This is a genomic window from Acidovorax sp. NN32 (genome assembly GCF_057597245.1).
In genome coordinates this window covers 1,261,723-1,279,940 of record NZ_CP199679.1, presented here as the reverse complement: position 1 = coordinate 1,279,940, position 18,218 = coordinate 1,261,723, and the positions used below count along the sequence as shown (strand labels likewise).

The window sequence follows — 18,218 nt, the reverse complement described above, 5'->3', positions numbered from 1 at the left end:
CGACTCACGCAAAGAGGGCTTCGGGTTCATTTGGGTTTGGCTCCGATACCGGTGGCTTCACCCACCTTTTGCACATTCTTCTTGGTGTCGGACACCAGGGTGTCGAGCTGCAGGCGCATCTTCTCGGCCACCGTCAGTTTGGTGTAGCGGCGCTCGCCCTCGCGGCTCAGTTCCTTTTGCAGCGCAAACACCGACTGCGGGCGCGACAGCGGATCGAGCGCCATGCACCATTCCACCACCTCGATGAGGTTGTCGGAGTACACGCCACGCAGCTTGGTCAAGGCCAGCGAGAGGCGGTCCTTTTCGATGCGCTGGGGCGCCTCGTTGGGCGGAAAGCCTTGCATGCAGGCGTAGATGCAGGCACCAATCGCGTAAATATCGGTCCAGGGGCCCATGGACGAATCGCGCCGGTACATCTCGGGAGCGGCAAAGCCGGGCGTGTACATCGGGCGGATAAAGTTGCCCTCTTTGGACAGCACCTCACGCGCAGCGCCAAAGTCGATCATCACGGCCTTGTTGTCGTCGGTGATGAAGATGTTGGCCGGCTTGATATCAAGATGCAGCATCTTGTGCTGGTGCACGATGCGCAGCCCGCGCAGCACCTCGTCGAACAGCGAGCGGATGGTGGATTCGCGGAAGACCTTCTGTGTTTTCAGGTCGCGCGCGGTGATGATGAAGTCCTGCAGGGTCGCACCCTCCAGGTAGTTCATCACCATGTAGACGGTTTCGTTCTCGCGGAAGAAGTTGAGCACGCTCACCACAGAGGCGTGCGAGATCTGGGCCAGCGCCCGGCCTTCTTCAAAGAAGCTCTTGAGCCCCAGGCGGTAGAGCGAGAGTTTTTCGGACTGCACCTTGGGCAGCAGCTCGCCCGGTGCACGCGTGGCCAGCGACGAAGGAAGGTATTCCTTGATGGCGACCTGTTGCCCTTCGGCATCCAGGGCCAGATAGACCACACCAAAGCCGCCAGAAGACAACCGGCGCACCACGCGGTAGCCGCCAATTGCGGTATCGGGCGGCAAAGGAGCCGGCTTGATTTTTGACATATTTTGCGAAGATGACTCGGGGGTGGAGCGGAACCCGGATAATCGCCGGATCGCAAGCAACCATCAAAAAGTCCAATGCCAGTTTACAGCATGACCGGATACGCCAGCGCACAGCATGGCGCATCTGCCACTGGCGCTGAAAACGACACCCGCGCGCCCCAATCACGCAGACTGGGGCTGGAAATCCGCTCGGTCAACAGCCGCTTCCTAGACCTTTCGTTCCGCCTCCCCGATGAACTGCGTGCCATGGAGCCCGCGCTGCGCAGCCTGCTGACCGCCCGCCTCAAGCGCGGCAAGGTTGAAGTCCGCGCGGCCCTGGAGAACGAGGACAGCAACACCCTGCAAGACCCGCCCGCGCGGCTGCTGCAACGGCTCAATTCTTTGCAAGATTCCGTCAAGGCATGGCTGCCGACCGCGGCGCCCCTCACGGTAGCCGACGCCCTGCGCCTGTGCGCCAACGCCCCATCGGGCTCTGAAGACTGGAGCGATGCCGTTCCTGCTTTGGCCGAAGAAGCCCTGACCGCCCTGATGGCCGCCCGCGAACGGGAGGGCAAGCGCCTGGCCACCATGCTGCTGGACCGGGTCAAGCAATTGCGCGCCCTGGCCGAACAGGCCGTCCCCATGGTGCCGCTGCTGGTCGAGCAACAGCGACTGCGCTTCATGGAGCGCTGGAAGGAAGCCATGGCGCTGACCGACGGTGCCACCCTGCCCGAGGCCGCCCGCGACCGCGCGCTGACCGAAGCCACGGCGTTTGCCATCCGCATTGATGTGGCGGAGGAAATCACCCGGCTGGACTCCCACCTGGACGAGATCGAACGCCTGCTCAAGAAGGGCGGCGAGGTGGGCAAGCGCCTGGACTTCCTGATCCAGGAACTCCACCGCGAGGCCAATACGCTGGGCTCCAAATCTGCCGCTCTTGACCTGACCCGCATCAGCGTGGACATGAAAGTGCTGATAGAGCAGATGCGTGAGCAAGTACAGAACATCGAATAACACTCATTTTTTGATAGCGCTTCGCGCACATCAACTATGGACTATCCCGGAAATCTCATCGTAGTTGCAGCCCCCAGCGGCGCAGGCAAATCCAGCCTGGTCAAGGCCTTGCTGGAACTGGACTCCCACGTCCACCTGTCGATCTCCCACACCACCCGCGCTCCGCGCGGGCAAGAAAAACATGGCCGCGACTACTACTTTGCGTCGCAATCCGAGTTTGATGCCATGGTGGAAGGCAACGCCTTCGTGGAATGGGCGCATGTACATGGCAACCGCTATGGCACCTCCAAGAAGGCGATCGAGGAGCGCATTGCACAAGGCTCGGATGTGATCCTGGAAATCGACTTTCAGGGCGCGCTGCAGATCAAGGAAGCCTTCGCGAATGCCATCCTCGTGTTCATCCTGCCCCCCAGCTGGGAAGAACTGCGTTCGCGCCTGGAACGACGGGGCGAAGACTCCCCCGATGTCATCGAAGTCCGTCTCAAGAACGCGGCTACCGAGATGGCCCAGGTGAGCAAATTTGACTTCGTTATAATCAATGAGTTGTTTGAGCGCGCGCTTTTCGACCTGAAAGCCGTAGTTCACGCCCAGCGACTCAAGTACGCCGCCCAGCGCCGCGCCCGTGCTGACACCTTCCAGTCGCTCAATATCACCTGAATCCCCGGAGTAAAACGATGGCACGCATCACCGTAGAAGACTGTCTGGAAAAGATCCCCAACCGCTTCCAGCTCGTGTTGGCCGCCACGTACCGTGCCCGCATGCTGAGCCAGGGCCACGCCCCCCGCATCGAAAGCCGCAACAAGCCTGCCGTGACCGCCCTGCGCGAAATCGCAGAAGGCAAGGTTGGCCTGGAAATGCTCAAGAAGGTTCCTGGTTGAGCTTCTTCCTGGGCGCAGCCCGCAAAGAGCACCGCGACAGCGGTGCTTTTTTTTGCCCCAAAGTCTCCTGATGCGCTCCCGCGCTACATTTAAGGCATGAACGCGGTGCTCAACTCACCTTCTGCAACGCAAGCCCGCCCCGGCGAAGTACCAACGGCGGGAACTTTGTCGGCAGCCGCAGCGGCAGCCAATGCGGCTGCGGCCAGCTTTGCTGCGCTGACAGACAGCCTCGACTACCTGGACGCGACCAGCATCGAACAGGTGCGCCAAGCCTATCGCTTCGCTGACGAGGCCCACCTGGGTCAGTTGCGCAACAGCGGTGAGCCCTACATCACGCACCCCATTGCCGTGGCTGCACAGTGCGCCACCTGGAAATTGGACGCCCAGGCGCTGATGGCCGCACTGCTGCACGATGCCATGGAAGACTGTGGCGTCACCAAAGCAGACCTGATAGACCGCTTTGGCGCCCCCGTGGCTGAACTGGTAGATGGGCTGACCAAGCTCGACAAGCTGCAGTTCAACACCCGCGAAGAGAACCAGGCCGAGTCTTTCCGCAAGATGCTGCTGGCCATGGCGCGCGACGTGCGCGTCATCCTCATCAAGCTGGCGGACCGCACGCACAACATGCGCACGCTGTCGGACATGCCGCGCAGCAAATGGGGCCGCATCTCCTCGGAGACGCTGGAGATCTATGCACCCATTGCCCACCGCCTGGGCCTTAACCAGACTTACCGGGAATTGCAGGATCTGGCCTTTCGGCACCTGCACCCATGGCGCTACGCCACGCTATCCAAGGCAGTCAACAAATCACGCAACCGCAGGCGCGATCTGGTGCAAAAGGTTCAGGCCGAGGTGGACACCGCCTTCTCCAAGATCGGTATGAAGGTCCGCCTTGCCGGCCGCGAGAAAACGCTGTATGCCATCTACCAGAAGATGGACCTCAAGCACCTGAGTTTTGCCCAGGTCACCGATATTTACGGATTCAGGGTGATCGTACCCACGGTGACAGACTGCTACACCGCCCTGGGCGTGCTCCACCAGATGTACAAGCCGGTTCCTGGCAAGTTCAAGGACCACATCGCCATCGCCAAGCTCAATGGCTACCAATCCCTGCACACCACCTTGGTGGGCCCTTCCGGCGTGAACATCGAATTCCAGATGCGTACGGACGAGATGCATGTCATCGCCGAGGCTGGTGTGGCCGCTCACTGGTTGTACAAGGCGCAGGACGGCGATGGCACATCGGCCGAGCGACTAGGGACCAAGTGGCTGCAGTCCCTGCTGGACATCCAGAACGAGACCCGCGATGCCGCCGAGTTCTGGGACCATGTCAAGGTGGACCTGTTCCCGGACGCTGTCTACGTTTTCACCCCCAAGAGCCAGATCATGGCCCTGCCTCGCGGAGCTACCGTGGTGGACTTTGCCTACGCCATCCACAGCAACGTTGGCGACCGCACCACGGCGGCAAAAATCAACAATGAGCAAGTGCCCCTGCGCACCGAACTCAAGAATGGCGATGTGGTGGAGATCATCACAGCCCCGGTATCCACGCCCAACCCGGCGTGGCTGGGTTTTGTGCGCACGGGCCGCGCACGCTCCAAGATCCGGCACTACCTGAAAACGCTGGCACAGACCGAATCGGAAGGCCTGGGCGAGAAACTGCTGACCCAGGCCATCCGGGCGGAAGGCCTGGAGCAGCTCCCTCCCCAGGACGCAGAGACCCAACCGATGTGGGACAAACTGCTGCGCTTTACAGGAAACCGCACCCGCAGCGAACTGATGACGGACCTGGGCCTGGGCAAGCGCATCGCCAGCATCGTGGCCAAGCGACTCATGGTGCTGATGTCCGAACACGGCCATCGTCCTGATGCGCTGCTCATGACACGGGAGCGCTACACATCCCACGAGACGCTTTCGCAAGGAGCGGTAACTCTGGATGGCAGCGAAAATGCCTCGGTGCAGTACGCATCCTGTTGCCGCCCAGTACCTGGCGACAGCATCGTGGGCTATCTGGGCCGTGGCGAGGGCCTGGTGGTTCACAACGCCCACTGCACGGTGGCCAAGCGGCTGCAGCACAAGGACAGCGAGCGCTTCATTGCGGTGGACTGGTCGGACGAGCCCACGCGCATGTTCGAAACCGGGGTCGTGGTGACTGTCACCAACGGCAAAGGTGTGCTCGCCCGCGTGGCCGCTGAACTGGCCAATTCAGAAGCTGACATCACCCATGTGGACATGGATGACGAGGCGGCCCTCGACACCACGGACTTGCGCTTCATTGTGGCGGTGCGAGATCAGACCCACCTCGAAACCGCACTGCGCAACTTGCGGCGCACCCAGGCCGTCATTCGCGCTGCACGCATCACCCCGCAGGCCACGTAAGCACTTCACAGCGCTGAGCGGCGCCATCAACCCATGCTGGGCTTGGCGCAAAGCGGCGCTGCGGACCCCGCTCAGTCCGCATGCGCGGCGCGCTGCGGATACTGCACTGCCACCACTTCAAGGCTTCGCACGCCTCCTGGCGTAGGCAGCAGCACCTCGTCACCCACATGGGCCTTCAAGAGCGCACGCGCCACCGGCGAGATCCAGCTCACCTGCGATTCCCGGCTGTCTGCCTCATCGATGCCCATGATGGTGATCGTGCGCTTTATACCTTCGTCATCGATGTACGTGACTGTGGAGCCGAAAAACACCTGATTGCTGCCCGCATGCAGGCTGGGATCCACCACTTCGGCAATCTCGAGCCGCTTGGTGAGAAAGCGGATGCGCCGATCAATCTCTCGCAAACGTTTCTTGCCGTAGAGATAGTCGCCATTTTCAGACCGATCTCCGTTGCTGGCAGCCCAGTGCACGGCTTCGACAACTTTGGGCCGCTCGTTGTCAATCAGGTCCAGCAACTCGTCACGCAGGCGTGCGTATCCTGCCGGAGTGATGTAGTTCTTGCCGCCCGCAGGCAACGCAGGCAACACCAATTCATCCTCATCGGAAGCATCGGTTTCTTTGGTAAAGGCCTTGCTCATGGAAGATCTCCCCCGTCAGCGAGAAACGCTTTGACAAATGAAAAAGCCTGCAATCTTGCGATTGCAGGCTTTAAACATTGGTGCGGCTGGCAGGAATCGAACCCACGACCCCTTGGTTCGTAGCCAAGTACTCTATCCAGCTGAGCTACAGCCGCTAAGCTTCAAATTATAGCATGATTTCTTGGCAATCCTTGAAATCAACTTTTTTACTGTAACCATGCCGCATGGGCCTGATCAGCAAAGCTCAACTCAACGCAAGCCGCAATTGTAATGCACTCCAGAGACTCCAAAAGAAGAAAGGCGCACATTGCGACAAGAAAACTGGCCGTGATCGTGATGATCGCCCATTCAAATGAATAGGTGGTAGGGCGTGTTGGACTTGAACCAACGACCAAAGGATTATGAGTCCTCTGCTCTAACCAACTGAGCTAACGCCCCAGGCCATGCTCCAGCGCTATACAACGGGGCAAGCGCCGTATTGTAGGGGCTTTACTTGCGATGGCTGAGTGCGTTGGACACCAGCTTTGATGTGATGTCCACGATCTGAATCATCCGGTCGTATGGCATGCGCGTGGGGCCGATCACGCCTAGCGTCCCGACCACTTTGCCGTCCACCTCATACGGAGCACTGACGATGGACAGCTCTTCAAAAGGCACGACATGGCTTTCGCCGCCAATGTAGATGCGCACTCCCTCGGCCTGGCTGGAGATATCCAGCAACCGCAGAATCTGGGTTTTCTGTTCGAACAGATCGAAGGCACGTCGCAAGTTACCCATGTCGCTGGAGAAATCACTGACCGCCAGCAGGTTGCGCTCACCAGAAATCACGACCTCGTCCTGCGCTTGGGACAAAGCCTCAGACCCCACATTCACCGCAGCCTGCATGAGCGAAGCGATCTCGCCGCGCAGCACATCCACCTCAGATTTCAGGCGCTCACGCACTTGCTCCATCGCAAGTCCCGCGTAATGCGCGTTCAGAAAGTTGGAAGCCTCAATGAGTTGTGACTGGGAGTAGTCCACGTCCGTGAAGATCACGCGATTTTGAACGTCGCCCTCGGGCGAAACGATGATGACCAAAAATCTCCGTTCGGACAGCCTCAAGAACTCAATATGGCGGAACACCGATGTTCTGCGTGGTGCCATAACGACACCGACGAACTGCGAAAGATTGGATAGCAACTGGGCAGCGTTGGCGATCACCTTTTGCGGCTGTTCGGGCGCAAGCTGGGGGGGGGTCAGAGGGTCCCGCTGCACTGTCAGCATGGTGTCCACAAACAGCCGATAACCTCGTGCAGTAGGAATGCGACCGGCTGAGGTGTGGGGACTCGCGATCAGCCCTAACTCCTCCAGATCCGCCATGACGTTACGGATAGTGGCTGGAGATAAGTCCAGCCCAGACGCGCGCGACAACGTGCGGGATCCGACGGGCTGCCCATCGGCGATGTAGCGCTCGACCAGCGCTTTGAGCAACAACTTGGCACGGTCATCGAGCATGGAATGATTTTAATGATGTAATTTCGCGATGACGTCCAATTTCCGCCATGTCGCACTGATAGGCAAGTACCAAGCTTCTTCGGCGGGCTCCATCGGTGAAAGCTCCCGCCAGGCCCTGGAAGACATCGCCCATTTTCTTGAACGCCAGGGTTGCGAAGTGATGCTGGAAGCTGAGACCGCAAGCAACACCGGGCTCACACACTATCCAGTCCTGAATGTAGACGAGATAGGCAGTCGATGCGATCTGGGCCTGGTGGTCGGAGGCGACGGCACCATGCTGGGCATAGGTCGGCGGCTCGCCCGGTTTGGGACGCCCCTGATCGGCATCAACCAGGGACGGCTTGGCTTCATCACCGACATTCCTTTCGATACCTATCAGGCCACTCTGCCCCCCATGCTCCAGGGCGAATACGAGGAAGACTTGCGACCGCTGATGCACGCAACGGTCGTGCGCGACGAGCGCGTCGTCTTCGAAGCCCTCGCGATGAACGATGTCGTTGTGAACCGAGGCGCGACTTCAGGCATGGTGGAATTGCGGGTCGAGGTCGGCGGCCGATTTGTGGCGAACCAACGCGCAGACGGGCTCATCATCGCCTCACCCACAGGGTCAACGGCGTATTCGCTGTCAGCCGGTGGCCCCATGCTTCACCCCTCCATTCCTGGATGGGTGCTGGTGCCCATCGCCCCCCATACGCTCTCCAACCGACCGATTGTTCTATCGGATGCCACCGAGGTGGCGGTGGAGGTTGTGAGTGGCCGGGATGTCAGTGCCAACTTTGACATGCAGTCACTGGCCTCACTGCTACATGGTGACCGCATTCTGGTGAAAAGGTCAGAGCACTGCGTGCGGTTTCTCCATCCTCAAGGCTGGAACTACTTTGCCACCCTGCGCAAAAAATTGCGCTGGAACGAAGGGGGCTCCTGACCATGGCGCTCCGGCGGATTACCCTGCGCGATTTTGTGATCGTTCAAGCGCTTGAACTTGACCTAAGTTCCGGCTTCACCGTGCTGACGGGAGAAACAGGCGCTGGGAAATCCATCCTGATTGATGCACTGCAACTCGTTTTGGGCGCACGCTCCGATGCAGGTGTGGTTCGCGAAGGTGCTGACAAAGCGGATCTTTGCGCTGAGTTCGATTGCCCACCCCATCTCCAGCCATGGCTCGAGGACGCGGGTTTTGACATTGATGAGCTGTTGCTTTTGCGTCGGACCGTGGACTCTCAGGGCAAAAGCAGGGCTTGGATCAATGGCACCCCAGCCACTGCTGCCCAGCTGCGGACTTTGGGAGACAGCCTGCTAGACATCCACGGGCAGCATGCTTGGCAAAGCCTTACAAGACCCGACTCGGTACGCGGCCTGCTGGACGCATTTGCAGGGGTGCACACATCAGAAACCGCAGCGCTCTGGGCACAATGGCGAAAGGATCAAAAAGCCCTGGAGCAAGCACGCCTGGCCCAGGCTAATTTGCAGCAGGAAAGTGAGCGTCTGCAATGGCAGATCAACGAGGTGGACAAGCTCGCACCCATTGATGGCGAATGGGAAGAACTCGACGCACAACATAAACGCCTCTCACATGCGCAGGCGCTGCTGGAAGGGGCAGAGGGCGCCATCCAAGCCCTCCAAGATGAAGATGCTGGTGCACTGACTGGGCTTGCACGCGCGCACGATCTTCTCCAAAGCCACGAGCATATTGAGCCCGAGTTCGCACCGCTCGCAGACATCCTTTCTTCCAGCCTCGCACAAGCCAGCGACGTGCTCCACTCGCTGCAGCTGTATCTGAGGCACGTGGAAATAGATCCACAGCGTCTGGCCGAACTCGACACCCGCATTTCGCTCTGGATGACCTTGGCACGCCGTTACAAGCGCACGCCAGCAGAGCTGCCGGCTCTACACCAGAGCTGGAAGGAGGAGATGCGCCGGCTGGACGCAGCGACAGATCTGGAACGACTGGAGGCCGCCGAGGCCGCCAGTGCCAAGGCCTACCACGCGTCGGCACGCGCGCTGTCTCTGGGTCGCGCCAAAGCCGCCCCGAAACTGTCTCACGCCATTACCCAAGCCATGCAGGGCCTGGGCATGGAGGGAGGAAAATTCGAGGTTTCCATGACCAAGGCCTCCGAGCCCTCGCACCACGGTATCGATGACGTGGTATTCCTCGTCGCGGGCCATCCCGGGATGACACCGAAACCCATCGGCAAAGTCGCATCGGGCGGCGAACTCTCCCGCATTTCGCTGGCCATCGCTGTAACAACCAGTGAATTGGGTATGGCCCCCACGCTCATCTTTGATGAAGTGGACTCTGGCGTAGGGGGGGCGGTGGCTGAAACAGTGGGGCGGCTGATGCAGCAGCTTGGCAGCGACCGTCAGGTGCTCGCGGTCACCCACCTGCCGCAGGTGGCGGCTTGCGCACACCACCACCTCAAGGTGGCCAAACGCAAGAGCCCGAATGGCACCACCAGCGCCGTATCGACGGTACAGGGCGAGAACCGTGTGGCAGAAATTGCCCGCATGCTGGGCGGCGAACGATCCACCCAGACTACGCTCGCCCACGCGAGCGAGATGCTGGATCTCGCGGCCGTTGCACGAGAAGGACATGGCTGATGGCACTTGAAATCGTTTTGATCACGGGTATGTCGGGATCAGGAAAGTCCGTGGCGCTGCATGCGCTGGAGGACGCAGGGTATTACTGCGTAGACAACCTGCCCCCAGAACTGCTGCCAGCTTTTGTGGCGCTGGAACACCGTCACCACGGCAACCGCGTTGCTATCGCGATGGATGTTAGAAGTGCCACCTCATTGCATCAGGTTCCACAGGAGCTGAGTCGGCTCAGGAGCGAGGGCGTTTCGGTGCAATCGGTTTTCCTCGACGCCACCATCGATACGCTTGTCAGGCGTTTCTCAGAAACACGCAGGCGCCACCCGCTGTCGCACGACGATCTCCAACAGGGTCGAAAAGCGCTCGTGCAGATTATCGAGCTGGAGCGCGAGCTGCTGGCGGAACTGCGAGAACAGTCGCATGTGATCGACACAAGCACCATACGGGCTTCACAGCTCCAAAGCTACGTGAAGAGTTTGCTTGTCACCACCCGGGGACAGATGACCCTGGTATTCCAGTCTTTTGCATTCAAGCGTGGCATACCGATGGACGCTGACTACGTCTTTGATGTGCGAATGTTGCCGAACCCACACTATGAACCTGCGCTGCGGGATCTGACGGGGCTGGACGAACCTGTCGCCCATTTCCTGCGCCAGCAACCCGATGTGTCGCTGATGCAGGCGCATATCGAGCAATTTCTCGCGCACTGGCTAGAAATGCTTGACCGGAACCACCGCAGTTATGTCACGGTCGCGGTAGGCTGCACTGGCGGCCAGCACCGCTCGGTCTACTTGGTGGAACGACTAGCCGATGTTTTGAGCAGCCGCTGGGCAACCCTGAAGAGACACCGAGAGCTGGACGGACGCTGATATCTACGCAACAAAGCCCGGGCACTCTCACCGCAACTGGGCTTGGGTCGAATCAAGCAGCTTGCGGATGGGGGCGGGCAGGCCGATAGAGGACCACTCATTGACCCCAAACCACGCCCCTTCTTCAGTGGGCTGATCCGGAATCTCCCCCGTGACCAACACGGGGTGAAGATGCAAATCCCTGTGTGTCAGCACATGGAGAAATGGCTGGAGTTCGTTGCAGGCAATGCGAGAAGCATCACCTAAGAATTTGACATATCCGTTCAAAGAGACGCCGTCGGCGAAGACCGGCACACAATGCATGCCAGCCCATATCCCAGCAGAGGGGCGACGTTGCAACCACACCTGGCCAGCAGAATTTCGAAGTACCAGAAGCTGCCAAGACTCAGACCGGCGTGCCAGCTTGCGCGTCTTGACGGGGTAGCGTTGTGGATCTCCGTCTTTGAATGCTACACAGCGGCCCACCAAAGGACACCGGTCACAGCGTGGCAATCGTGGCGTACAAATCGACGCTCCCAGATCCATAAGTCCCTGGGTATATCGGGGCATGGCCGTAAGCAGATTTTTCTGCGGCAGCAATGACTCCGCCTCCTTCCACAGCAGACGCTCGTTCCCCGACGACGCGAGGTCCTTTTCAAAGCCGAGCAAGCGCGTCAAAACCCTGCGCACGTTGGCATCAAGAATAGGCACGCGTTCCGAGAAACAGAATGCGGCAATCGCTCCAGCGGTGGAGCGACCAATCCCCGGCAAGGTAGCCAGCATCTCGGCGGTGCGAGGAAAGGCGCCTCCGTGCTCTGCCACAACCTGCTGGGCGCAGCGATGCAGGTTGCGGGCCCGGGTGTAGTAGCCCAGCCCGCTCCAGAGACCCATCACTTCATCCTGCTCTGCCTGCGACAGGGCCACTACGTCGGGAAAACGCTCCAGAAAGCGCGCGTAGTAGTCAAGTACCGTAGTAACCTGCGTTTGCTGCAGCATGATCTCGGACAGCCAGACCCGGTACGGATCGCGCGTCTGTTGCCAAGGCAGGTGATTGCGGCCATGAGACGCCTGCCATGCGACCACGAGCCCAGCCACATCCTCCCGCCCGCCGCCGCTCATGCAGATACCAGATGGCTACCCGATGTCACGGAGTCAAGACCGGGCAGAGCAACAAGCTGAGAGGTCAGCTCCTGCAGCCTTTGCTCCAGTTGGACCAACTCATCCTCACTCGCTTCAATTTCAGCAATGCGCTCCACCAAACCGCTGGCAGCCTGCTGGATGCGATCCACAGCCTCGATGCGACGCGCAAAACTACGGCGACGCTCACGCAGCTGCGCATCCAGTTGGGCCGTAGCAGATTTGCTCCACAGTTCAAGATCGTTCGCGGCCGATTCGTACACGGTGCGCAAACGCATGGCAAGAGCCCGGACCAGACGTTCCGCAAACTCGGGCTGGGCCAGCTTGAGCGCATTACCCATGCCGAGGTACTGGAGATGGCTCTGTTCGATCTGATTGAGATCGTGCGTAAAGTGCTCCAGCTGCGGAGGCGAGGGGACCTGCAGAGAAAAGCCGAACTCGGCATTGAGTTGCCTGAAGGTGCCACCCAACATGGCCTGAATCTCAGTGCCTGACGCTTGTGCTTTGTCCAGCGTACCGCGCAACTTGTCGAAAGTCTGAAGATAGATTTTCTTCACACCCAGCTTGAGCCCTTTTTGCTGCAGGGTCTGTGCCAATTCCGAAAGCTCGACTTTGAGCGCCTTGGCTCCCAACTGCTGAAATACATCTCGAAGCAGCTTCAGATGGACCGCACGCACCGCCTGGATTTTAGAAGTGCTCAGGTCAAACTCCCGCTGTTCCTGTTCGATGCGGTGCCGCATCGATTCGATCACAGACGCATTCTTGCCGCGCAAGCTTCGCAATTCGGCCATCTGGTCGTCAAGATCTCGGCGTCGGATATTGATGACCCGAGAAGTCTCAGTGCGCAAACTGGCCACGCCGTTGGCCACAGCCGCCCGCAAAATAGACTGCCGCCGCCCCATGATTCCTTTGGCCAGCGCCTCTTCCAGAACAGGCAGGCCGCTGGTCTCCAGCAGCAGATCATCAGCAGTGATCTTGGCGACCAACCCTTTCTGCGCAGACACGGGCACAACCCTGTCCAACGGAACACCCAGCATTTCTGCAGACGTACTGCACTGGCGCTCCATCTGCGCCTGCACCTGCTCTGCAGAATTGAGCGTGTCCCACAAGGTGTCTATCTTGTTGAGCACCACCAGCCGGGCATCCATGCTGTCCGCCGAAATGGCCAGGTGCTCGCGCCAGATGGACAAATCAGAGCGGGTAACTCCGGTGTCAGCGCTCAGAATGAAGACCACCGCATGCGCCTGCGGAATCAGGTTGACGGTAAGTTCAGGCTCAGCGCCCACGGCATTCAGCCCTGGTGTGTCCAGAATCACCAGCCCCTGTTTCAGCAAAGGATGGGGAATATTGATGAGGGCGTGGCGCCACATGGGCACCTCCACCAAGCCCTGGGCATCAGGCACAGGGTTTTCATCGGTCAGATCATCGTGCCAAAAGCCCAATGCCCGCGCGTTGTCCAGGCTGACCTTTCGTACTTCGGCCACCTTTTCGAGCGCCTTGGCAATCTGGTCCGCGTTTCCGACATCCAGGGGGATCTCCTGCCACCGGTCCGTTTTAACCCGCCACTCCGCTAGGCTCTGCATCTGCAGTCGGGTTTCAATGGGCAGCAGCCGAAGGCTGGGCGCCACGCTGGCATCGTACCCAAGTTCGGTGGGGCACATGGTGGTGCGCCCTGCACTCGCAGGCATGATGCGGCGGCCATAGTCTGCAAAGAAGATCGCGTTGATCAACTCAGATTTGCCGCGCGAAAATTCGGCAACAAACGCCACCATGACCTTGTCGCTGCGAACCTGCTCCTCCAGGCGTTGCAGCCGCTCCTGGACGGCTGCGTCCATGAGTTCGTGCGAGGACATCCACTCGGCCAGCCGCTTGAGTTGCTGGGCGAACTCACGCCGCCAGGCACCATGCTGGTCGAACTGTTCGTTGAATGAAGGTCCCACTTTGCTCCCAGAGATCTAAGAATGGCCTGCAGGGCAGGCATACACAAAATATAGCATCGACCGCTCGCAGGCCGTCATGCCACGGCGAATTGGCGCTTGACCTGATTCAAGGCCGCTGGCACATCGGGCAAAAATAGCTGCTCCGCTGCCCCTGGCGCAGCACCTTTATCGAAGTGCCACAAACATGGCATGGCGCTCCATCGCGTCCATAAACGTTGGTCTGGGTCTGAAAGTGGCCTGCCATTCCATCTGCATTGGAAAAATCGCGCAGCGTGCTGCCCCCCATATCCACGGCCCGCGCCAATACAGACCGAATGGCAGCGTGCAATTTGAGCACCCGCGCAGGCCCGATACGCGACGCACTCGTCGTGGGACGGATTCCAGCCAGAAAAAGCACTTCTGACGCATAGATATTGCCAACCCCCACCACCAGCCGGCCAGCCAAGAGCAACTGTTTGATGGGCATCTGGCTCTTTTTCAGACCAGCCTGGAAAACAGCAAGAGAGAATCCGTCAGACAGCGGCTCCATTCCCAGCCCGCCCAGAAGCTTGGTCGCAACAGGGTCTTGTTCCCCATGAACGTACACCACGGCACCGAATCGGCGCGGATCGTGCAGCCGCAGCGTCCCCTGGCTGGTCAGCATGTCAAAGTGATCGTGGACTCCGGCCGCCGGTAACCCCTGGCTGAAGCGCAGGCTGCCCGACATCCCAAGATGCACAAGCAGAACTCCTCGACTGGTATCTGCCAGCAAATATTTTCCGCGCCGGCGCAGGCCCATCACCTGCTGCCCCACCAAAGTCTGTGGCGCGCACCCCAGAGGCCAGCGCAAGGGTTTGCCGAGCGTGACCGCCTCAATGCGGGCGCCAGTGATGGCCTGAACCAAACTGCGGCGGGTCACTTCCACTTCGGGCAACTCAGGCATACAAAGACCCCGGCAATGGGTTAACAGGCATGGATTATTATGACCCGATGGTGCTATTTCACAGCTTTCGGATTGCCGCATTGACGACCGTGATCGCGGTATCCGCCCACTCAGCATGGGCACAACAGACCGGCAGTGACAGCCGCCCCGCCACAGATGAATCTCCAGTGGTATCCAACCCGGCACTGGATGCTGAATTGTTCTACGAGATTTTCCTGGGCGAAATCAGCGCCCGGACAGGCGACCCCGGTGCTGGTTATGCCTTCATGCTGGAGGCTGCACGCCGCAGCGCAGATGGCCAACTCTACCAAAGGGCCGCAGATATCGCCTTGCAGTCACGATCGGGTGAATATGCACTGGCAGCTGCCAAGGCATGGAAAGAGGCCCTGCCACAGTCGCGCGAGGCGAATCGCTATGTGCTGCAAATTCTTGTTGCTCTGAACCGTATTGGCGAAACACCCGATCTGCTGCGCCAGGAACTCGCCCAATCATCCCCCCGCGCAAAGGCTTCGACCCTGTCTGCACTGCCCCAGATGTATGGGCGTGCCAGCGACAAGGCGCTGGCGGCGAAGGTGGTGGAAGCCGCCCTCGTGGACGAGCTTTCCCACCCTGCCACCGGCCCTGTGGCCTGGGTATCCCTGGGTCGCCTTCGCCTCGCGGCGGGCGATAAATCGGGGGCACTGGATGCCGCTCGGCGAGCGCAGGCCCTTGACGACGCTAACGAGGGGGCCGCCAGGCTGGCACTGGAGCTGATGGAAGAGAACACCCCCGAGGCCGAACCACTGGTAACACAAGCACTTGCCAAACAACCCGTGCCAGAGTTGCGAATGGGCTATGCGCGGGTTCTTTTGGGTTTGCAGCGCTACCCCGATGCTGCCCGTCAACTGGAATACGTCACCAAAGAGAAACCGGACTTGGTAGAGGCCTGGCTGGTGCTGGCCACCCTGCAGTTGCAAGACAACAGGCTCTCCGCCGCAGAGAGTGCGTTGCAGCGCTTCATGGAGCTCACCTCCGCCGCGACCGATCCTGAAGTGCGCCAGAAAGGGCTTACGCAAGCCTATTTGCTGTCCGCACAGGTCGCTGAGAAGAAGGGCGATTTTGCCGCTGCAGAAGCGTGGCTCAACCGCATCGACAACGTGGACGAAGCCTTCAGTGCGCAAAGCCGCCGCGCGTCTCTTCTGGCACGGCAGGGCAAAGTGGCCCAGGCGCGGGAACTGCTGCGAAACCTGCCAGGAACCTCTGCTGACGACAAACGCATGAAGCTGCTGGCCGAGGTGCAGCTACTGCGTGACCTGCGGCTTTACCAGGAAGCCTACCAAGTCCAGAGCGAGCTTGTGGCGCTCGCACCTGATGACGCCGAACTGGTGTATGACCAAGCCATGCTGGCCGAAAAAGCGGGTCACCCGGAGACTATGGAGAAGCTGCTGAGGCAGGTGATTTCCCAGAAGCCTCAATACCACCATGCTTACAACGCCCTCGGTTATTCCTTGGCAGACCGGGGCGTGCGACTGGACGAAGCCAAACAGCTGATTCTGAAAGCTATGGAGTTCGCCCCCTCCGATCCCTTCATTACCGACAGTCTGGGCTGGGTGGAATTTCGCATGGGCAACAAGGCAGAGGCCAAGCGGCACCTGGAAACCGCCTACAAAGCTCGCCCGGATGTAGAAATCGCAGCGCATCTCGGTGAGGTGCTTTGGAGCCTGGGTGACAAGGAAGCTGCTCTCAAGGTCTGGAAAGAAGGCGCGCGGACAAGCCCTGACAATGAAACGCTGAAAGAAACGCTGAAGCGCCTTGGGGTGAGCCTTTGATGTACGGTGGTTCAGGAACTCCTTTTCAACACGTTGCGCGCCTCATGGTCGGCCCCCGTCTCGCCGGGCTGCTGTTGTGGGTGGCCTGCGCACTGTGGCTGGTCGGCTGCGCGCAGCCGCCACAGGTACCTGCAGGCGAAGAAGATGCCTGGAATGGGCGTATCGCCCTGCAGGTGGAAGGACAGGCATCGCAGTCGTTCTCTGCAATATTTGAACTGCGGGGCAATGCACAGACCGGGGGGCTTGCACTGATCAGCCCGCTCGGCAGCCGCATCGCACAGCTGGAATGGAAAGATGGCCATGCACAGCTGACCAGCGCGCAGGAATCGCGGACCTCTGATTCGCTCGACGCACTGCTGCAGGATGTGACGGGCACGCGCATCCCCGTGGCCGCCCTGTTCGCCTGGCTCAAGGGTGTACAAACCACTGTGCCAGGTTGGAGGGCCGATCTTTCGGCCCTGGAACAGGGGCGACTGGTGGCACACCGCGACGACCCCGCCCCCCAGGCCACTTTGCGCATCGCACTGACCCGCTAGCCGCCCTCCTCACGCGCCCAATTCGTTGCCATGCAATCCCTGTATGACGTGCCGGCTCCGGCAAAGCTCAACCTGTTCCTTCACATCACAGGCCAACGCGCGGACGGGTACCACCTGCTACAGTCGGTCTTCATGTTGATCGACTGGTGCGACACCCTCCATTTCGAGCGCCGCGCCGGTGGCGCTATCACACGCGAAGACCTGGGCACGGCACTGCCAGAGCTAGACCTGACGATCAAGGCCGCGCTCGCACTGCAGCAAGCCACCGGCTGCACCCAGGGTGCACACATTGGCATCTTGAAAGACATCCCCTCCCAGGCGGGCATGGGTGGTGGCTCTTCCGATGCAGCAAGCACCCTGCTTGCCCTTAACAGGTTGTGGGGTCTGAACCTGTCGCAATCGGCACTGGAAGCCATTGGCCTGAAGCTCGGTGCAGACATTCCATTTTTTTTACGCGGCCACAACGCCTGGGTCGCAGGAATTGGTGAGACAATCACGCCGCTTGAGAAAGCACAGCAACTACCGCAAGCGCGCTTTGCCATCGTGAAGCCTGCTGCAGGCTTGGAGACAAAAGCAATTTTTTCGTCACCAAGTTTGAAACGCGATTCAGATAGTGCTACAATCTTAGGCTTTGCTGCAGCACACTTTGACTTCGGTCGAAACGACTTGCAGCCAGTTGCCCAGGCACTTTGCCCCGAGGTTACCGAAGCCATTGAATGGCTCGATGCCCGAGGATTGCAAGGCAGGATGACAGGCTCAGGAAGTGCAGTGTTTGCGCATATGTCACATGCAGTTGACTTGAGTGGAGCCCCACAGGGCTGGCAAGTTAAGGAATGTGAAAATCTGATGGTCCATCCTCTGGCAGGTTGGGCATCAGGCAAGAATTAAGGTTAGCTGCCTTCGGTAGTTGACCTGTGTAGGGGAGTCGCCAAGCTGGTTAAGGCACCGGATTTTGATTCCGGCATGCGAAGGTTCGAATCCTTCTTCCCCTGCCAAACGCTTTCCGCGTA

General features: G+C 59.7%; 16 protein-coding genes and 3 tRNA genes. 11 read left to right on the top strand and 8 right to left on the bottom strand.

The annotated features are described in order from the left end of the window. Positions 1-26: 26 nt before the first annotated feature. The gene (locus ACT89O_RS05960; protein ID WP_008905072.1) at positions 27-1,043 is read right to left on the bottom strand and encodes a serine/threonine protein kinase; all 1,017 of its coding nucleotides are present in this window, start codon (positions 1,041-1,043) and stop codon (positions 27-29) included. 75 nt (positions 1,044-1,118) lie between these two features. Between ACT89O_RS05960 and ACT89O_RS05955 the strand changes: the two genes are divergently transcribed. The 4 genes from ACT89O_RS05955 (at position 1,119) to ACT89O_RS05940 (ending at position 5,293) form a co-directional block, all read left to right on the top strand. Continuing rightward, positions 1,119-2,036 (top strand): YicC/YloC family endoribonuclease, encoded by a 918-nt coding sequence (locus tag ACT89O_RS05955; protein ID WP_121422508.1) that lies wholly within the window; start codon positions 1,119-1,121, stop codon positions 2,034-2,036. A gap of 36 nt (positions 2,037-2,072) precedes the next feature. After that, a complete protein-coding gene (gmk, locus tag ACT89O_RS05950) occupies positions 2,073-2,693 on the top strand; it encodes a guanylate kinase (protein ID WP_055399040.1) in 621 nt (206 codons plus the stop codon). Positions 2,694-2,710: 17 nt separating this feature from the next. Then, positions 2,711-2,914, top strand: coding sequence for a DNA-directed RNA polymerase subunit omega (gene rpoZ / locus ACT89O_RS05945; protein ID WP_005794722.1), 204 nt, complete (start codon positions 2,711-2,713; stop codon positions 2,912-2,914). Positions 2,915-3,010: 96 nt separating this feature from the next. Then, positions 3,011-5,293, top strand: coding sequence for a RelA/SpoT family protein (locus ACT89O_RS05940; protein WP_055399042.1), 2,283 nt, complete (start codon positions 3,011-3,013; stop codon positions 5,291-5,293). Positions 5,294-5,364: 71 nt separating this feature from the next. Here ACT89O_RS05940 and greB read toward each other — a convergent pair whose 3' ends face one another. From greB to hrcA, 4 genes are all read right to left on the bottom strand, one after another. Further along, positions 5,365-5,931: a transcription elongation factor GreB gene (gene greB, locus ACT89O_RS05935; RefSeq protein ID WP_487255639.1), complete on the bottom strand. Its 567-nt coding sequence runs from the start codon at positions 5,929-5,931 to the stop codon at positions 5,365-5,367. Positions 5,932-6,009: 78 nt separating this feature from the next. Continuing rightward, positions 6,010-6,086 (bottom strand) — tRNA-Arg (locus ACT89O_RS05930). Between the two features lie 206 nt (positions 6,087-6,292). Beyond that, positions 6,293-6,369, bottom strand: a tRNA-Ile gene (locus ACT89O_RS05925). A gap of 51 nt (positions 6,370-6,420) precedes the next feature. After that, entirely contained in the window at positions 6,421-7,425 is a 1,005-nt protein-coding gene (hrcA, locus tag ACT89O_RS05920; RefSeq protein ID WP_055399047.1) for a heat-inducible transcriptional repressor HrcA, read from the bottom strand. A gap of 28 nt (positions 7,426-7,453) precedes the next feature. Here hrcA and ACT89O_RS05915 point away from each other — a divergent pair, with 28 nt between their 5' ends. The 3 genes from ACT89O_RS05915 to rapZ are packed head-to-tail and all read left to right on the top strand — an operon-like array spanning position 7,454 to position 10,886. Beyond that, on the top strand, positions 7,454-8,350 hold the full coding sequence (locus tag ACT89O_RS05915; protein ID WP_055399049.1) for an NAD kinase: 897 nt from the start codon (positions 7,454-7,456) through the stop codon (positions 8,348-8,350). A 2-nt stretch (positions 8,351-8,352) separates the two neighbouring features. After that, entirely contained in the window at positions 8,353-10,023 is a 1,671-nt protein-coding gene (recN, locus tag ACT89O_RS05910) for a DNA repair protein RecN (RefSeq protein WP_436131662.1), read from the top strand. Then, entirely contained in the window at positions 10,023-10,886 is an 864-nt protein-coding gene (rapZ, locus tag ACT89O_RS05905) for an RNase adapter RapZ (protein ID WP_121422498.1), read from the top strand. Before recN ends, rapZ begins: the two co-directional genes overlap by 1 nt. Positions 10,887-10,913: 27 nt before the next feature. Here the strand turns inward: rapZ and mutY are convergent, their stop codons facing one another. From mutY to mutM, 3 genes are all read right to left on the bottom strand, one after another. Continuing rightward, positions 10,914-11,984 carry an A/G-specific adenine glycosylase gene (gene mutY, locus ACT89O_RS05900; protein ID WP_436131660.1) on the bottom strand — a complete coding sequence of 357 codons (1,071 nt, stop codon included), beginning with the start codon at positions 11,982-11,984 and terminating at the stop codon, positions 10,914-10,916. Further along, positions 11,981-13,942 (bottom strand): dynamin family protein, encoded by a 1,962-nt coding sequence (locus ACT89O_RS05895; protein ID WP_055399056.1) that lies wholly within the window; start codon positions 13,940-13,942, stop codon positions 11,981-11,983. Before ACT89O_RS05895 ends, mutY begins: the two co-directional genes overlap by 4 nt. A gap of 106 nt (positions 13,943-14,048) precedes the next feature. Continuing rightward, positions 14,049-14,864: a bifunctional DNA-formamidopyrimidine glycosylase/DNA-(apurinic or apyrimidinic site) lyase gene (gene mutM / locus ACT89O_RS05890; protein WP_121422496.1), complete on the bottom strand. Its 816-nt coding sequence runs from the start codon at positions 14,862-14,864 to the stop codon at positions 14,049-14,051. Positions 14,865-14,893: 29 nt separating this feature from the next. Here mutM and ACT89O_RS05885 point away from each other — a divergent pair, with 29 nt between their 5' ends. The 4 genes from ACT89O_RS05885 to ACT89O_RS05870 all read left to right on the top strand — a co-directional run bounded on the left by ACT89O_RS05885 (position 14,894) and on the right by ACT89O_RS05870 (position 18,203). Beyond that, a complete protein-coding gene (locus ACT89O_RS05885) occupies positions 14,894-16,672 on the top strand; it encodes a tetratricopeptide repeat protein (protein ID WP_487262077.1) in 1,779 nt (592 codons plus the stop codon). A 44-nt stretch (positions 16,673-16,716) separates the two neighbouring features. Continuing rightward, positions 16,717-17,208, top strand: coding sequence for a lipoprotein insertase outer membrane protein LolB (locus ACT89O_RS05880; RefSeq protein WP_487262076.1), 492 nt, complete (start codon positions 16,717-16,719; stop codon positions 17,206-17,208). A 30-nt stretch (positions 17,209-17,238) separates the two neighbouring features. Next, positions 17,239-18,096, top strand: a complete 858-nt coding sequence (gene ispE / locus ACT89O_RS05875; protein ID WP_487262075.1) for a 4-(cytidine 5'-diphospho)-2-C-methyl-D-erythritol kinase — start codon at positions 17,239-17,241, stop codon at positions 18,094-18,096. A 30-nt stretch (positions 18,097-18,126) separates the two neighbouring features. Further along, positions 18,127-18,203: transfer RNA gene (locus ACT89O_RS05870), tRNA-Gln, on the top strand. Positions 18,204-18,218: the final 15 nt, after the last annotated feature.

Coding starts and splice junctions, on each gene's coding strand:
- ACT89O_RS05960 (WP_008905072.1), bottom strand. CDS start 1,043: ATGTCAAAAATCAAGCCGGCTCCTTTGCCGCCCGATACCGCAATTGGC.
- ACT89O_RS05955 (WP_121422508.1), top strand. CDS start 1,119: ATGCCAGTTTACAGCATGACCGGATACGCCAGCGCACAGCATGGCGCA.
- gmk (WP_055399040.1), top strand. CDS start 2,073: ATGGACTATCCCGGAAATCTCATCGTAGTTGCAGCCCCCAGCGGCGCA.
- rpoZ (WP_005794722.1), top strand. CDS start 2,711: ATGGCACGCATCACCGTAGAAGACTGTCTGGAAAAGATCCCCAACCGC.
- ACT89O_RS05940 (WP_055399042.1), top strand. CDS start 3,011: ATGAACGCGGTGCTCAACTCACCTTCTGCAACGCAAGCCCGCCCCGGC.
- greB (WP_487255639.1), bottom strand. CDS start 5,931: ATGAGCAAGGCCTTTACCAAAGAAACCGATGCTTCCGATGAGGATGAA.
- hrcA (WP_055399047.1), bottom strand. CDS start 7,425: ATGCTCGATGACCGTGCCAAGTTGTTGCTCAAAGCGCTGGTCGAGCGC.
- ACT89O_RS05915 (WP_055399049.1), top strand. CDS start 7,454: ATGACGTCCAATTTCCGCCATGTCGCACTGATAGGCAAGTACCAAGCT.
- recN (WP_436131662.1), top strand. CDS start 8,353: ATGGCGCTCCGGCGGATTACCCTGCGCGATTTTGTGATCGTTCAAGCG.
- rapZ (WP_121422498.1), top strand. CDS start 10,023: ATGGCACTTGAAATCGTTTTGATCACGGGTATGTCGGGATCAGGAAAG.
- mutY (WP_436131660.1), bottom strand. CDS start 11,984: ATGAGCGGCGGCGGGCGGGAGGATGTGGCTGGGCTCGTGGTCGCATGG.
- mutM (WP_121422496.1), bottom strand. CDS start 14,864: ATGCCTGAGTTGCCCGAAGTGGAAGTGACCCGCCGCAGTTTGGTTCAG.
- ACT89O_RS05885 (WP_487262077.1), top strand. CDS start 14,894: ATGGATTATTATGACCCGATGGTGCTATTTCACAGCTTTCGGATTGCC.
- ACT89O_RS05880 (WP_487262076.1), top strand. CDS start 16,717: ATGGTCGGCCCCCGTCTCGCCGGGCTGCTGTTGTGGGTGGCCTGCGCA.
- ispE (WP_487262075.1), top strand. CDS start 17,239: ATGCAATCCCTGTATGACGTGCCGGCTCCGGCAAAGCTCAACCTGTTC.